This is a genomic window from Ruegeria profundi, assembly GCF_020171505.1.
GTDB classification, from domain to species: Bacteria; Pseudomonadota; Alphaproteobacteria; order Rhodobacterales; family Rhodobacteraceae; genus Ruegeria; species Ruegeria profundi.
Genome location: NZ_JAIUZS010000002.1, coordinates 102,877 through 117,972, shown reverse-complemented (window position 1 = coordinate 117,972; position 15,096 = coordinate 102,877). Strand labels below are relative to the sequence as shown.

At 54.8% G+C, this 15,096-nt stretch carries 17 protein-coding genes and 1 pseudogene; 4 read left to right on the top strand and 14 right to left on the bottom strand.

Annotation, left to right across the window (positions count from 1 at the left end; genetic code table 11):
- Together LCM21_RS06185 and LCM21_RS06180 are read left to right on the top strand one after the other, a co-directional pair.
- Positions 1-120 (top strand): annotated as a pseudogene (locus LCM21_RS06185) (glycine cleavage system protein T); the annotation flags it as partial.
- 151 nt (positions 121-271) lie between these two features.
- Positions 272-574 carry a TFIIB-type zinc ribbon-containing protein gene (locus LCM21_RS06180; protein ID WP_224889811.1) on the top strand — a complete coding sequence of 101 codons (303 nt, stop codon included), beginning with the start codon at positions 272-274 and terminating at the stop codon, positions 572-574.
- A gap of 189 nt (positions 575-763) precedes the next feature.
- On the opposite strand, the gene LCM21_RS06175 is transcribed toward LCM21_RS06180, so the two are convergent.
- Entirely contained in the window at positions 764-1,474 is a 711-nt protein-coding gene (locus LCM21_RS06175) for a glutathione S-transferase family protein (RefSeq protein ID WP_224889810.1), read from the bottom strand.
- A gap of 96 nt (positions 1,475-1,570) precedes the next feature.
- Between LCM21_RS06175 and LCM21_RS06170 the strand changes: the two genes are divergently transcribed.
- Positions 1,571-2,011 carry a MarR family winged helix-turn-helix transcriptional regulator gene (locus tag LCM21_RS06170; protein ID WP_224889809.1) on the top strand — a complete coding sequence of 147 codons (441 nt, stop codon included), beginning with the start codon at positions 1,571-1,573 and terminating at the stop codon, positions 2,009-2,011.
- A gap of 97 nt (positions 2,012-2,108) precedes the next feature.
- Here the strand turns inward: LCM21_RS06170 and hpaH are convergent, their stop codons facing one another.
- From hpaH to LCM21_RS06140, 6 genes are all read right to left on the bottom strand, one after another.
- Positions 2,109-2,909 carry a 2-oxo-hept-4-ene-1,7-dioate hydratase gene (gene hpaH / locus LCM21_RS06165; protein ID WP_224889808.1) on the bottom strand — a complete coding sequence of 267 codons (801 nt, stop codon included), beginning with the start codon at positions 2,907-2,909 and terminating at the stop codon, positions 2,109-2,111.
- Positions 2,906-3,760, bottom strand: coding sequence for a fumarylacetoacetate hydrolase family protein (locus LCM21_RS06160; protein ID WP_224889807.1), 855 nt, complete (start codon positions 3,758-3,760; stop codon positions 2,906-2,908). Before LCM21_RS06160 ends, hpaH begins: the two co-directional genes overlap by 4 nt.
- Positions 3,757-5,154, bottom strand: coding sequence for a pyridoxal phosphate-dependent decarboxylase family protein (locus LCM21_RS06155; protein WP_224889806.1), 1,398 nt, complete (start codon positions 5,152-5,154; stop codon positions 3,757-3,759). The genes LCM21_RS06160 and LCM21_RS06155 overlap by 4 nt, the downstream gene beginning before the upstream one ends.
- 77 nt (positions 5,155-5,231) lie before the next feature.
- Positions 5,232-6,074: a 3,4-dihydroxyphenylacetate 2,3-dioxygenase gene (gene hpaD / locus LCM21_RS06150; RefSeq protein ID WP_224889805.1), complete on the bottom strand. Its 843-nt coding sequence runs from the start codon at positions 6,072-6,074 to the stop codon at positions 5,232-5,234.
- A 161-nt stretch (positions 6,075-6,235) separates the two neighbouring features.
- Positions 6,236-7,744, bottom strand: coding sequence for a 5-carboxymethyl-2-hydroxymuconate semialdehyde dehydrogenase (gene hpaE, locus LCM21_RS06145; RefSeq protein WP_224889804.1), 1,509 nt, complete (start codon positions 7,742-7,744; stop codon positions 6,236-6,238).
- Positions 7,741-8,130 carry a 5-carboxymethyl-2-hydroxymuconate Delta-isomerase gene (locus LCM21_RS06140; RefSeq protein ID WP_224889803.1) on the bottom strand — a complete coding sequence of 130 codons (390 nt, stop codon included), beginning with the start codon at positions 8,128-8,130 and terminating at the stop codon, positions 7,741-7,743. The genes hpaE and LCM21_RS06140 overlap by 4 nt, the downstream gene beginning before the upstream one ends.
- A gap of 169 nt (positions 8,131-8,299) precedes the next feature.
- On the opposite strand from LCM21_RS06140, the gene LCM21_RS06135 reads away from it, so the two are divergent.
- Complete coding sequence (locus LCM21_RS06135) at positions 8,300-8,713, top strand: MarR family transcriptional regulator (RefSeq protein ID WP_224889813.1); 414 nt, start codon at positions 8,300-8,302, stop codon at positions 8,711-8,713.
- Positions 8,714-8,717: 4 nt separating this feature from the next.
- Here the strand turns inward: LCM21_RS06135 and LCM21_RS06130 are convergent, their stop codons facing one another.
- The 7 genes from LCM21_RS06130 to LCM21_RS06100 are packed head-to-tail and all read right to left on the bottom strand — an operon-like array spanning position 8,718 to position 15,081.
- The gene (locus LCM21_RS06130) at positions 8,718-10,070 is read right to left on the bottom strand and encodes an aminotransferase class III-fold pyridoxal phosphate-dependent enzyme (RefSeq protein ID WP_224889802.1); all 1,353 of its coding nucleotides are present in this window, start codon (positions 10,068-10,070) and stop codon (positions 8,718-8,720) included.
- Positions 10,067-10,882 carry an IclR family transcriptional regulator gene (locus LCM21_RS06125; RefSeq protein WP_224889801.1) on the bottom strand — a complete coding sequence of 272 codons (816 nt, stop codon included), beginning with the start codon at positions 10,880-10,882 and terminating at the stop codon, positions 10,067-10,069. The genes LCM21_RS06130 and LCM21_RS06125 overlap by 4 nt, the downstream gene beginning before the upstream one ends.
- Complete coding sequence (locus tag LCM21_RS06120) at positions 10,883-11,434, bottom strand: glutamine amidotransferase-related protein (protein ID WP_224889800.1); 552 nt, start codon at positions 11,432-11,434, stop codon at positions 10,883-10,885.
- A 1-nt stretch (position 11,435) separates the two neighbouring features.
- A complete protein-coding gene (locus LCM21_RS06115; protein ID WP_224889799.1) occupies positions 11,436-12,728 on the bottom strand; it encodes a type I glutamate--ammonia ligase in 1,293 nt (430 codons plus the stop codon).
- A 7-nt stretch (positions 12,729-12,735) separates the two neighbouring features.
- Positions 12,736-12,963 carry a hypothetical protein gene (locus tag LCM21_RS20830; protein WP_404818118.1) on the bottom strand — a complete coding sequence of 76 codons (228 nt, stop codon included), beginning with the start codon at positions 12,961-12,963 and terminating at the stop codon, positions 12,736-12,738.
- Positions 12,944-14,548 (bottom strand): tripartite tricarboxylate transporter permease, encoded by a 1,605-nt coding sequence (locus LCM21_RS06105; protein ID WP_224889798.1) that lies wholly within the window; start codon positions 14,546-14,548, stop codon positions 12,944-12,946. The genes LCM21_RS20830 and LCM21_RS06105 overlap by 20 nt, the downstream gene beginning before the upstream one ends.
- Positions 14,548-15,081 carry a tripartite tricarboxylate transporter TctB family protein gene (locus LCM21_RS06100; protein ID WP_224889797.1) on the bottom strand — a complete coding sequence of 178 codons (534 nt, stop codon included), beginning with the start codon at positions 15,079-15,081 and terminating at the stop codon, positions 14,548-14,550. The genes LCM21_RS06105 and LCM21_RS06100 overlap by 1 nt, the downstream gene beginning before the upstream one ends.
- Positions 15,082-15,096 lie beyond the last annotated feature (15 nt).

Here is a 15,096-nt window from a genome sequence, read left to right as displayed (position 1 = left end):
GATGTTACCATCGTCGAACCCGATGTTTCGCCGCTGCAGTTGCAGGGGCCGAAGTCGGGCGAAATCATGCGTGTGCTTTTTGGCGACGACATAATGGATCAAAAGTATTACTGGCTGCGCAGTTCGATCTTTTACTCTCGGCCCTGGCAGTTGTGTCGCAGAACTCCGGGGCTTCATACCCTTGTATCAACACACCCCAATCATCATATCACGAGGACGGAAAATCGTTAAATGTGAGTGTCGTACATCCTTTCAGCAAAGGTAAAACAATATGCCCTTACTCAGTTCTCCAATTGACGGCTCCCCGATGAAAGAGGTTGAGCGTTATGGTGTGAAGATCGATATCTGCCAAACGTCAGGCGGTATGTGGCTGGACAAAGGCGAACTTGAAAAGATCATCTTGATGATCCGTGAAGAAGCCCTTCAGGACGCTGGTGCGCAGAGTGTTTCCGTCGAGCGGTCTTTTGACGATGAACAGTCTTATCAACAGCAACCTCAGACCGGACAGCGTCGCCCCCAACGGCGAAAACGTGAAAGCATGTTTGAAAGCCTGATGGACATCTTCGACATTTAGTCACCCTGCAGCACCGGGGCCGACAACCGATCCAAGACCTCAGCAACCGAGATTTACAACGCAGCTTGAAGACGGTGCCCTCGTTCGGTCAGCACGCGTCTTCCTGCCCGATAGTACGTCGTTGCCTTGGGGTTGGAACCGCCATCATCAATGCCTTGAAAGATCGCTCTGCAGACGCAGCGGCCCGAATTAAACTTTCGTGGCTGTTTCGTGCGGCAGACGATATTGATCCCCGCCAATTGGCTGCTTCATCAAATTAGACAGGTAAGAGTCGCGTTTTAGCAGAAACTCCCAGAGAAGTCGGGGATAATCGGCCGAGACCGCGTTGACGACCGAGGGTCGCGCAGCCAATGCCTTTCGCCACGCAAGAACTTTCTTCTTTTTGACCAGTATACCGAAATCTGCAATTTCATCGAACGTGTCGAAATACCGGAATATCGGCGCAAAAACGGCGTCCACCAAGGTAAATTTGCTGCCTGAAAAATACGGCCCGTCATCTAATTGCAGCTCTAGCTGCGAAAATTTTGCGGCCAGAGTGGCGATCTTCTGGTCAAGCATGTCCTCGCTTTTCGCATTATAGTACCCAGCAATATCGTTCAGGATTGTCGAGCCAAACTCAATCCATCCTCGATGCTGAGCACGCAAAACGGGGTCATTTGGATGAAGTGGCCGTTCTTGCGTTTCCTCCAGAAACTCCAAAATAGCAGCAGATTCGAAAATGGCATGGCCGTCGCAGGTTAAAACCGGCGTTTTTCCCAGCGGTGATATTTCAAGGAACCAATCTGGCTTGTTCCCTAGGTCGATATCGGTTCGATCAAAAGGCACTTCTTTTTCGAACATCGAAATGGCCGCACGTTGAACATAGGGGCAGAGAACGTGGCTCATCAGGTGAAGGGTCATCTGGTATCTCCAAGGTAGATGCACATGCATCTATATTGGCTTCAATGCGCAAACGTCAAGGTTGATGCAATTGCATCTTTCTGCGAGAACTTGGGCATGATCACTCCAGACCCGCAAACAACGAGAATTTGGACTTCTTTGCTGAATACGGGCCAAGCATTGCTTGACGGCATCGAGTCTGAGTTGAAGAACAACAACCTACCAAGGCTTGGCTGGTATGACGTATTGCTTGAAATTGAAAAGGCTGGGCCGGACGGTATCCGCCCCTACGAATTGAAGGAAAGGCTATTGCTTCCACAGTACGGATTATCCCGCATGTTGGGTCGTATTGCTGAAGCAGGTCTTATCACTCGGGAAGAGGTTGAAAATGATGGCAGAGGTCAGACGATCAAGCTTACACCCAAGGGGCTAGCGATCAGAAAGGCGATGTGGCCGGTTTACGCTGAAACGCTGGTCAATTCCATTCAGGACAAGCTCAGCAAATCTGAGGCTGCTGAGTTGGAGCGAATACTTAGAAAATTAGGGTCAGGATCATAACCCCTAGCTGACTGTTGTTGTAAGAGCGACGGTTGCGATAACGACCTTTAGGCGGGCGATCTTAACTGTCTGGGCGCCGGCACCTGCGGCGTTACTTTCAGGCAAAAGTGATATCAGCCGAACCAAAAGCCCCGAAATCTGCGTGGATTTTCGCACCCGAAGGACACTCGATAGGGCGGATAAAACTTCCGGAAAGGACGATTTGGCCCGGCTCAATGCTCTGACCATATTGCGTCATACGGCGCGCCAACCAAACCACGCTTTTGATTGGGTCGTTCAGTACCCCGGCACCCAGGCCGGTTTCCTCAATCTCGCCATTGCGGAAGGTCAACGCACCGACCCAACGCAAGTCGAAAGCATCTATCGCATGGCGTTCTGCGCCCAGCACAATGCCTGCATTGGCGGCGTTGTCGCTGATTGTATCATAGACGGTGCGCGCCTTGCCTGTCTTTGGGTCTACGCGTTGAATACGGGTGTCGAGGATTTCGATAGAAGGCGCCACGTAGTCCGTGGCAGCGATAACATCCTCACGAGTCACGTTTTCACCGCCGACAGAAGACTTCATAACAAAGGCGATCTCGGCTTCGATCCGAGGCTGGATAAACCGACCGGCTGGAACCCTGCCACCATTGTCGAATGCCATGTCATCAAACAGGATTCCGCTGTCGGGAATGTCGATGTTCAGCGCATGCTGCATGGCTTTTGAGGTCAGGCCGATCTTCCACCCGATTACTTTTCGCCCCTCCGCTAACTTCTGGCGATAGATGGCATTTTGTACCGCGTATGCATCATCCATCCCCATATCGGGATAGCGCAGGGTCAACAGCCCGATCTGCTTGCCTGTGCGTTCCGCCTGCAGCAAATCGGCCGCAGCGCGGGCGTGGTCATCCGGCGTCATGGCTGTTCATCCTCGACCGTGTTGCGCAAGGTGCCGATGCCTTCGACCGAAACCTCTACGACATCGCCCGGAACCAGATACTTCGGCGGATCGAACCGCGCGCCTGCCCCGGTTGGCGTACCGGTGACAATGATATCCCCCGGCTGCAACGTCATGAAGGTCGAGATATACTCGATTTCGCGGCGGATCGGGAACATCATACGGTTCAGAGTATCGTCCTGACGCAATTTACCATTCACATGGGTCTGGATGCGCGCATCATCCAGTTGCGAGGGATCGGTGAAAGGCACCAACCACGGACCCATGGCCCCCGAATTGTCCCAGTTCTTGCCCTGGGTGACGTTGAACTTGGCGTGCCGCACCCAATCGCGGATCGTACCTTCGTTACAAAGTGTCAGGGCTGCAATGTGGTCATAGGCGTCTTGCTGTGAAATCCTGCGACCGCCCTTTCCAATCACAACGGCCACCTCGCCTTCATAATCCAGCGTGTGGTTTTCCGGCGGGCGGATCAACGGGCGGTCATGCCCCGTGAACCCGCTGGCAAAGCGTGGGAACAGTGACATATATTTTGGCTGTTCGCTGCCGTCCTTGTATTCAGCATTCCGGTCCGGGAAATTCACGCCAACACAGAGGATACGTCGGGCATCCGGCATGACCATTTCATACTTAAAATCCGTATGCGTGACCGGTTTGCCTTCAACTGCACCGCTCAACTGATCAAACGCACCGGCGGCGATCACCTCGTAAAGGCTGGCGTAGTCGGGAAAGGCTTCGTTCAGCGCAATTGCACCACTATCGGTGATCACGCCAAAAAATGTGTCTCCATCCGCCGAGAAAGTTGCATACTTCATGAAAGAGACCCCCAAACATCGCGGATCACGTCAGCGGCCATTAGCACGTCTTCCCGCGTGGTATCGAATTGCCCAACCTGAAGGCGGATAATCTTTCGACCGTCGAACATACCTTGCGTAAGGTAAATCCTGCCATCATCGTTCAGCGCGTCCACCAGTCGCTGCTGCATGTCATCGTCACCCGGACAGCGAAAGGAAAACAGGCTGAGGATCGGACCAGTCGTGATCTCAAACCCCTCAATCGCGCCGATTTTTTCGGCAAGCTCATTGGCCCAGGCAACGTGATTGCGGATACGCGCCCGCAACCCGTCAAGCCCATATGAGCGCAGCAAGAACCAGATTTTCAACGCCCGGAACCGACGACCCAGCGGGATCGTCCATTCTGAATAATTCGTAACCTCTGCCCCTGAGGTCTTGAGGTACTCCGGTTCGATTTTCAGCGTGTTGAGCTGCGGTGTCGCGTCTTTCAGAAACTGGATCGCACAGTCAAATTGGGCCCCCAGCCATTTATGCGGATTGAACACGATGCTGTCATAACGCTCTGCCCCGGCCCATAGTGGATCCCGAAACTCGGGGCAGATCATGGCCGACCCAGCCCATGCAGCATCAAGATGCGTGTAAAGATCATGACTTTGGGCGATATCCGCCACGGCCACTAGATCATCACAGGCACCTACACCCGTGCCACCGGTAATAGCGATGATCCCTGCAGGCACATGCCCGGCGGCGATGTCGCGCGGGATCGCGGCCTCGAGCGCATCGGGATCAATTGCAAAGGTCGGCCCTTGCGTGGGTAGCTTGACCAGATTGTCTTGACCAATCCCGGCGACCCAGCAGGCCCGGTCGATCGACGAATGTACTTGATCAGAACAATAAACTCGCAACGCGCCCTTGGCATTCAAGCCCTCTCGGTTACCGGTAAAGCCGGTGGCGCGTTCGCGCATGGTCAGGACCGCCGAAAGTGTGGCCGAAGACGCGCTATCCTGAATGACGCCCGTCATCCCTTCGGGCAGACCAAGCGCTTGTCGCAGCCAATCTACCATCACACTTTCGACTTCGGTGCCAGCGGGCGAGGTCTGCCACAACATGCACTGCGCAGCGATCGTGGTCACCAGCATCTCAGCCAGCATGGATGGCGGCGCGGCATTAGCCGGAAAATACGCGAAAAAGCGCGGGTGCTGCCAGTGGGTTATCCCCGGCATCACGATCCGCTCAAAGTCGGCCATGATGGCTTCCATCGGCTGACCAGTTTCTGGCGGGGCCGGTTCAAGCTGGGCGGAAATGGCACCTGGCGCAGTTTGCGCCCTGACCGGGCGATCTGACAGGGTTTGATGGTAGGCGGCAGCCCATTTCGATATCTGCTGCCCCCAATGTGCAAATTCGTCCCAGTTCATCCGTTCGCTTTCTTATGCCGCAACAGCCGACCAAGATTGGCCATCACGGATTGGTAATTTTTAATTTTTTTAATACCTTAAACTGAAAAGCTAATGTTTGCCTGACCTGTTCCGGAGCTGCCAAAATAAGGTGTGTAAATGTCAATCTGACCTTTGTAACTACCCCATCCAAGCGCACCGAACAAAAGCGCCGTATCGTTCATCGCGCATTCTCCGGTGCATTTCTTGGCGTAGTCAGGAAGAAGCTCAAGGAATTCTTCAAATCGGCCCTGCTCCCAAAGCTCAATCACTCTTAGATCCATCTGGCGGTTAAACTCACCATTGACAGAGTTCAAACCGTCAACCGAGCGTTCGTTCGGCGTGAAGTCATGGCTGAGCGAACCCGAGGCCAAAATGGACACATTGCGATCCGAGCGGCGAATTCCTTCCGCAATAGCCTCGCCCCAGACCCGATTTTCCTGAATCGATGAGAACTGGTTGACCGCAACCGGCAACACCCGTGCATTAACACCCTCATTGATGAAGTGCATCGGTAATAGCGTGCCGTACTCCATGCCCATGTCGGGGTGCGAATGGCCCAGGGCCCGTTCGCCACGCTCTCGCAGCACTTCAAGAATAGTTTCGCCTAGTTCGTGATCGCCCCTGTAATCGAATTCCATATCCGCCAGCATATGCGGCAGTTCGTGGCTGATGAAACGGCCTTTGTGGTGCTCTTTAGTGTTCAAATGGAAACCCTGATTGGTAATCCAATGCGTGTCAAACACGACAAACGTATCGACCCCGCGATCAATCGCATCCTGACGCAGGCGCGCATATCCATCGATGGCAGGTTGCCGGATGCCTTTGTACTTTGGCATCGTGTGGGACATCCAGATGCTCGGCACATGCGTAATCTTCGCAGCCTGTACGATCTTTCCCATGACAGTTCCTCCTTTGTCAGTTCGTTTCTCTCAAGCTTTTCGCTCGAGGGAGACGTTTTCTGATCCCTATCGAAATTGGGAATTTCGAACCCAAATTCCGATCACGCGCCTAAACCCAAATATAAGATATCAGCCCAAGATAGGCACCGATTTCAGTCACATTACATCCCAAGTTGCGTAATCTTGTGCTGCCCGGTCGCAAAACCGATGTGCTTTTGCTCCATATAAAATTCAAAACTCCAATCCCCACCGTCACGACCGATGCCAGAGGCTTTGACACCGCCAAACGGCGTAGGAAGATGGCGCACGTTTTCCGAGTTCACCCAGATCATCCCCGCCTCCAGCCGATCGGTAAAACGTAGTGCGCGTGTCAGATCGTTCGTCCAGACATACCCGGTCAGACCATAAGGCGTGTCATTGGCGATCTGCAGCGCCTCCTCTTCTGTCGAGAACGGGATTGCGGTCAGAACCGGGCCAAAAATCTCTTCGCGCGCGATACGCATCTGGTTGTTTGCATTGGTAAATAACGTTGGTCGCACAAAGTAACCTTCGTCTCCAACCTTTGTCCCACCTGCTGCTACGGTTGCACCGTCTTCTTTTGCAATGTCAAAATAGCTGGTGACCTTGTTGTAATGCTCTTCGGTAACCAGCGGGCCGATCTCGGTGGTCGGGTCCAACGGATGACCAACCTTGATCTTGTTTACACGTTCGACGAGTTTTGCCTCGAACTCTTCCTTGATCGTGTCTTGAATCAACAGGCGCGAGGAAGAGGTGCAGCGCTCACCGTTGATCGAGTAAATCATGAAGATCACCGCATCCAATGCACGGTCCAGATCGGCGTCGTCAAACACGATGACCGGGTTCTTTCCGCCCAGCTCAAGGTGGTTGCGCTTCAGCGTATCTGCCCCCTGCTTTGTGATCAAACTGCCCGTGCGGCTTTCACCGACAAAGGCAATGGCGCGGATTTTTGGATGTTCACACAGCGCTTTGCCTGCCTCATCGCCAAAACCGTTCACTGTGTTCAACACACCTTTTGGCAGACCGGCTTCTTCAGCGATTTCCACCAGCAATCGCGCCGTAAGCGGACTTGCCTCTGCCGGCTTATGAACCACCGTACATCCGGCCGCCAGCGCAGGGGCTATTTTCCAAGTGGACAGCATAAATGGCGTGTTCCACGGAGTAATGACACCAACAGGCCCAATGGGAACGCGTGTAGTGATATTCATCAGGGTCGGTGATTTCAGATGCTGGCCATCCCGTGCCTGAACAACCTGATCAGCAAAATAGCGAAAGTTTTCGGCTCCACGCAGCGCTGCCTTGGACATGAATTTCAGGGTCTGGCCCGTATCCCAGCATTCACACAAGGCGATTTCTTCGGCACGTTCTTCGATAGCCTCGGCCACACGGATCAGAATCTTGCGCCGTTCGGTTGCGGGTATGTCGCGCCACTTGAGGAAGGCGTCGGCTGCGGCATTCGCTGCGGCGTCGATGTCATCGCGGTTGCCTTGGGCAACACTGCAAATCACGCTTTTGTCTACGGGAGACGTGTTTTGAAACGTCCCGGCCGAGCCGTCCCGATCCTCGCCCGCAATGCGGTTCTTTATCCCTTCTGCCTGAAAACGTCCCAACAACGCGTGCAGCTTTTCAAGATTCTGCTCCAAGGTACTCATTTCGGGTCCTGCAGATGGTCTCGGATTGTGCCGCATTTCGGCGAGAGCTGTGCATCAATCTCGCGCAGTTCGGACGAAAGCGCGATTGAGTGCGTTTTCATTGCAGGTGCAAGAAACGCCTGCGCGGTTTTGAAAAGTTTATTGATGACGTCTTGCTTGACGTCGTCCTGTCGCCCTTCGCGCAATCGGACCGATATATCGACAAACCCATGTTTTTGGTCGCCATCCGCGATGGAATAGTGATCGACACGGATCGCGCGGACGCGCACACCGGGCATTGGCAGCGCAGATATCCCGGCTGCTGATTGCCGGAGCGCGTCGCACAAACCGGCCATATCAACGACCCGTTCAAGGTTTCCGGAATACTCAATGTGGATATGCGGCATGAGTTCACTATTTTATTTATCATGTTAAGTAAATCCATGTGTACTGGATATTGCAACCGTGAGTCAATCAATTTAATTAACACGTGAAATAAATAGGATCAGATTATTGCAAGATACGTCAACAACTCAATTGAACTCTTTACTACCTCCGACCTCGCAGTCTTTGCCCGTGTCGCTCACCCGCGCACGCGAGGCGGTCATGGCACCTATCCGCAAAATGCTGCAAAAAGCTGGCATTACCGAGCAGCAATGGCGCGTCTTGCGCGTTTTGAGTGAAAGCGGAAAAATGGATACCGGAATGCTGGCCAATCGCGCTGCGTTGATGTCCCCCAGCCTGAGCCGGATTATTCACTCCATGGAAAACGCCGGACTCGTTTCGCGCGAGGCTGACCCCAATGATCGTCGTCGCCAGCACATCGCCATCACCGGCGCGGGGCAAGCGATCATCAACGATCATATGACCGAAGCATCGGACATCGCGGCCTACTATCGCGACATCCTTGGGGAAAAAGATCACGATACACTTGTGACTCTGCTGCAGAAACTCACCCTGCGCCTCAACAAAGACGAACAGGACGCCTGAGCGCTCAGACCGCTCCCAAACCCTTGTCCAGAGCAGTGAGTATTGTGTTCACGTCATCTTCGCTCAGGATAAGTGGCGGCGAGAGAATGATGTTGTTACCGGACACGCGCACCATGGCTCCGGCGTCGTAGGCTGTTTTCTGAACCGTGCTGATCGAGGCCTTGTCGATAGGCGCTTTGGTGTCCCGGTCTGAAACAAGCTCCAAAGCACACATCAAACCATAACCACCGCGCACATCGCCAATCAGATCGTATGTCTCACCAAGCTGTTTGAGGCCAGCATGCAGTTGCTCACCCCGCTTTGCGGCATTGTCCTTGACGTTCAAACGTTCGGTTTCCTTCAGGCACGCGATTGCAGCAGCCGCGCCAACCGGATGTCCGGAATAGGTATAGCCTGATCCGATCGTGGCTTTGCCAGAGGTATCATTTTCAAAGACCTCGGAGATGGCGTCGCTGATCATTACAGCACCGAAAGGGAAGTATCCGTTTGTGATGGCCTTAGCCGTGACCGCCATATCTGGCTGAACGCCAAAGCGGCGCGATCCGCTCCATGCGCCCGTTCGGCCGTAGGCTGTTATGACTTCGTCCGCGATCAGCAGAATTCCGTGCTTTGAACATATCTCACGCACACCCGGCATAAAGCTTTCGTGCGGGGGGATGACCCCACCTGCCCCAAGAACAGGTTCCATGATCATCGCCGCAATGGTCGAAGGGTCTTGGAACCTGATCTCATCCTCAAGGGCTGCAAGGCACAACTGCGCCAGTTTCTCCGGATCCGTTTCGCCAAACGGATTGCGATAGGTGTAGGGCGAAGGAATGTGATGGCAGCCCGGCATCAGTGGCTCGTACTGTGTTCGGAAATTCGGATTTCCGTTAACCGATGCGCCCAATGTATGCGTTCCGTGATAGCCCTTCTTGAGGCTCAGGAACTTGACGCGTCCGGCTTCGCCACGCACTTTGTGATATTGCCGCGCAAGGCGCAGGGCGATCTCTACCCCGTCCGATCCCCCTGACGTAAAGAACGCACGCGACAGACCATCGGGCGCGAAAAACTCACGCAGCATATAGCTGAGTTCAATCACCAGATCGTTCGTCGTTCCCCTGAAAATTGAGTAGTAAGGCAGTCTGTCCAATTGTTCTGAAATGGCATTCTTCACCGGTTGGCAGGAATAGCCGAGATTCACGTTCCAAAGGCCGCCCACCCCGTCCACAACTGTGCGCCCATCTACATCAGTGATGCTAACGCCTTCGCCGCCAACAATGATCTCGGGCGGGTGTGCGAGGCTATCAGCCGGGTGAGCCATCGGATGCCACAGGTGGCGTGCATTATTTTCTTTAAGGAAATTGCTGTCCTTCATGTGATCACCTGTCGTGTCGTGGTTTCATCACCCCAATGCGGCGGCAGGTCCTCAAAATTCCGGGGGACCGTGCCGCCCAAAGCGGTTGAGGCGCGTTCCGCCTCTTTTGATAGCTTCAGCGCAATATCGCGCAGTTTCTCCGGCTTGGCGCGTACGCTGGGAACGGCGACGGCTAATGAACCGAGAACGCGGCCCCCTTCACCAAATAACGGCGCACCGACCGAGCTGACGCCCTCGTCGAAGGCACCGGCGACCGAAGCGACGCCGTACCGGCGCACCATGTCAATTTCGGCCTTCAAATCAGCAGGGTCCGAAATTGTCCGATCCGTAAAGCGCGACAACGGTCTGCTCAGGATGCGGGCTTGCCATTCTTCCGGGCAGAAGGCCAAAGCTGCTATACCGGATGACGTCGCGTGTAGCGGCAACATTTCGGCAATTTCGAAATTCACCTGAATCCCATGCAAAGCCGGATCGGAATGAGCGACCGGCGACAACGCATCGCCTTGCAAAAGACTGGCATGGGCCAGCTCGCCCACGGTTTCCGACAATTCAAAAACGATGGGCTGTAACAGCTTGCGCACCGGAAACAACGTCTCGCGCAGGGCCGAAAGGCGCAGGAGTGCAGGCCCAAGGCGATAAGCGCGTGTATCAGGATGTTGTTCAAGATAGCCGTTTTCGGTCAGCTCAGTCAGATGCCTATGTATCGTCGCCTTATCTCGACCTGTCAGGCGCACGAATTCCCCCAACCCGATTTCAGCCCGGTCACGGGCGAATAACGTCAGCAAGTCCAATGCCTTAGTGATCGTTCCCATCTATCGCCCTCCATACTCGAAGAACGCTGCAATTTCAGTCGCAAATTCTGCCCGATCCGCCGGGCCTGTTTCTAGTGATTGGCACGCACCATCGGGTAAAGCGCCCACCTGCTCAATATGCGAACCGTAGCGATTCCATCGATTCTCATGGTCCGACCACGGCCGGGATGCCACGCAGTTGGTTTCGATCAGACCATGCGCCCACCCATTCGGAGTCCGCACAATGGGCGCACCAAGGGTCTTCGCGATGATCTGATGCCCGAAACACGCGCCAAAAACAGGGATTTTGCGTTCGATGATATCTTTGATCAGCACCTCAAGCTGCTGCATCCACGGTGCATTTTCGGTCACGGATGCAGGGCTTCCGGTTATCATCACGCCATCAAATGCCGAAATATCTTCGGGGAACTCTCCCCTACAGACCCAAAAGGCCGTGACCACCCAATCGGGGCGAACCTCGGCGATCAATGTCGCGAATTTTTCGTCATCCAACGGTCGCGCTTTGGCAAAAGCACTGAAGTCGGTGTTGGTGACAAGGGTCGCAAGTCGCATCTCAGATAAACCACACATAAAAGTCGAGCAGAGCATCAGGCTCCAGTTCGCGCGTCTTACGGAATTCGCGCTCTTTCATGAAGGCATGATTTTCAACCAGTTCCCGACCAACGGCATCCACCAACGCGGTGTCGGCCTGCAGGTCTTGAATTGCTTTGCGCAAGTTGGGGGCCGTTCCGGTGCGCGCGTCAACTTTGTCGAACCCGTCTCCGGTTTCAATGGGCGGCAGGTTCATGCCAGACTCATACCCAAGCCGGGCGGCCTGAAGGACCGCAGCACAGGCTGTGTAAGGGTTGGCACTGGCGTCAGCCATGCGGTGTTCCAACCGAGCTTTTGCACCCCCTTCGCCAGACACGCGCGTGGTGACGCCGCGATGATCGCCACCCCAGTTTTTCCAATAGCCTGACAGCGACGCAGGTTGAAGGCGACGGTATGACCCGGCTGTTGGGGCAATCAGGCCAGCCAGGCCTTCGTGATGGTGCACCAAACCGGCAAGGCAACCACGCGACAAATCGTTCAGGTGATCCGGGCCGCCAACCTCACCCGCGGCCAACGCATTGTTGCCTTCGGCGTCCTGAAACGAAAAGTTGATATGCATTCCAGACCCGCCAAGCTCGGACAGCGGCTTGGGAAGAAACGTCAGGATGATCCCGTGATCCAATGCGACCTCGCGGGCCATTTGGCGAAAGAGGACAATGTCATCCACTGCGAATAGTGCATGATCAAAGGTCAGAGTGTACTCAAACTGGGGGCTGTCATATTCGGCCGTGATCAGGTCAAGCCGGAATCCCATTTCCAGCGCCTTGTTCCAGATGACATCGTTGATCCGCATCGGATCGGCGAACGGCCCGGTGCCGTACACGCCACCCCCGGGCGCATCATAGGGCCGCAACCGACCGTCCTCGCCGCCCTGCAAAGCATAGGCTTCCAGTTCGATCCCAAGCATTGGCTTTAAGCCGTGCTTTTCCCAGTCGGCAACGGCACGTTTCAAGGCACCTCGCGGACACAAGGACAAAGGCGATCCATCAGCGTCGTACAGGTCACCCAAAACGATTGAGGTGTTTGGTTCCCACCCCATGCGCACGTCATCAGCGCGCCAGCGCAACTCCATGTCCGGGGCACCTTCGCGTACTTTTGCGTGTGGCGCGTCCAATAGCAGATCGCGATCGTAATGCACCCCGAATGTTGCGCGTGCAAAACGCGTCGAGGCATCACCGATCTTGCTGGCGGGCATGTATTTCCCACGCGGGATCGACAGGTGATCGATGAAAAGGGCGCGTAAACGGTTAGACATTGAAAACCTATTGCAAAGTGATGCGAACAGGCATCCGCTTGATGCCGTTTACAAAATTGGACCGGACGAACGCCTCTGGCCCGTCGGGTTCGATGGTTTTGATCCGCTTGGCCAATTCCTCGAACAGCACCCGTACGTCCAGCCGGGCAAACGAATTGTAAGGCGCACCTTTGGCGAAACTGTCATGCGAGCCCAGATCAGAATACCCGTCGCCTTCAGGAACCCACATGGTCATAGAAACGCCTCCGTCTTTGTTGTTTCTTGCGATTTTCGAAATGCCGGTGCGAGCGACCTGAAATCCGTTTGGCAAAGGTGTTTGATGCCTTTCTCTGCATCGAGCGGCGATCAACCGGGCGCCATTCCCGCCAGACCCGCCAGATGGTCGAGCCGAGGATGATCAGGATGACGCAGAACAGCAGAAAAGCGATCGGGCGATCGATAAAGTCCAACGGGGTTTTGACCCGCGCCAGGGACGCGCGCAGCTTAACTTCCATGATCCCCCCCAGGACCATGCCAAGGATGATCGGGACGATGGGCATGTTCAGGCGTTTGAGGACAAACCCCAGCAAGCCGAACACCGCCGCGATAATGCAGTCCATGGTCGAATTGCGGATCGAATAGACTCCGACGAAACTCAGCAAAAGGATGCACATACCTAAAAAGCGATTGGGAATGCGCGTCAGGTGGACCAGCCAGCCCGTTGAAACCAAAAGGAACCCGACAACGATGACATTCAGAACCAACAGCGCAATGTAGAGCGCGACAACGAAGTCCATGTCATTCTGGAAAAGACCGGGGCCAGGAACCACGTTGTGGACATAAAACACCGACAGCATCATCGCGGTCAGTGCCTCACCCGGAATGCCCAGCGCAAGCAGCGGGATCATGGCCGCTGCCGGCACGGCGTTATTGGCAGCTTCTGATGCGATCAACCCCTCTGACGAGCCATGCCCGAACGCTTTGGGATTTTTGGACAGCTTGCGCGCCGATGTGTAGGACATGAACTGCGCCGTAAATTCCCCGACCCCCGGGATCATACCCATGACAACGCCGAAACTGGCCGAGATCGCTGCAACGCGCGGGTGACGCGCAAGCTCACGAAAACCTTGGAACAAAGAACCGCGTGACCGAGGCAGCCTGATTTTCTCATCATCCATCGTCAGCAGCAAAAACGCCTGTGACAGCGCAAAAAGGCCCAGCACCACCACGATGAGATCAAGACCACCTGCCAACCAACTCTGACCAAAGGTGAAGCGGCGGGTATAGGCAGCAGGTTCCAACCCAACTGTGCCGATCAGAATACCGAACCCCGCAAGCGCAGCCGCGATAGCCATCTGACCTTTATGCGCGACAACGACGAGGACAAGGCCAAGCAGAGCCGCAAGGAAAATCTCACGCGATCCGAACATTGGTGCGATCTTTGCCAGAACGGGCGACAGGAAGATCAGGCATATGACCGAAAACAGCCCACCTAGGAAGCTTGCTGAATAGGCCAGAGACAAAGCCCGGCGGCCTTCGCCCCGCAGCGTCATTGGAAATCCGTCATAGGTGGTCAGCGCGTTCACCGCTGTACCGGGCGTGTTGATCAGGATCGCAGGAATTGACCCGCCATACATTGACGAGCCGTATATGCCCAACAGCAAGGTCAGCCCTACAATCGGATCCATTGAGAACGTCGCGGGTAAAAGGATCGCAATGGCAACAGCAGGCCCCACCCCCGGAATGGCGCCGATGGCGACCCCGCCCACCGCCCCCACCAGAAGGGCAAGCATCACGTCCCAGCGTGCCAGAACGTCAATGGCTGAAAAAATCAGATCCATCAGAGATACACCAGGAAATACGTTCGGATGGAATCTGGCAAAAACTCATAGACTTGCGCGCCCGGAATACTCACACCCAGCATTCCTTTGAACAACACGACCATAGCAATCGCGAACAGTGCGGCAATGCCAACTGCCAATCGCGTCCGGTATCCCAGGCGGTAGGTCAGCGCACAGGCGAAAATTATGCTCATGGGCATGAAACCCAGTCTGGGGACGGCCGCCACATAAACTAGAAACCATAGCAGATATTCCAACGGTTCCGCCCAACGCCGGGCTTCGACCCAATCCAACGCATTTGGCTTTCTGCGTCGCATCAACCGGTAATGGATCGCGAAACCCGCAAGCATGGTGATCAGCGCGATCGCAGGCCATAAACGGGGCTGGCTGCCTATGTTGCGCGCCTTGTCGGTCCATTCGGTCTGGTTGCCAATTTGGGACAGCAGAACCAATGTGACGATCAAACCTGCAACAACAAAAACAACCTGGCCGGACGACTTTGTTTTGACCTGTAAAAGCTCGGAGTTATCCATTCGAAGTGGTCCTTA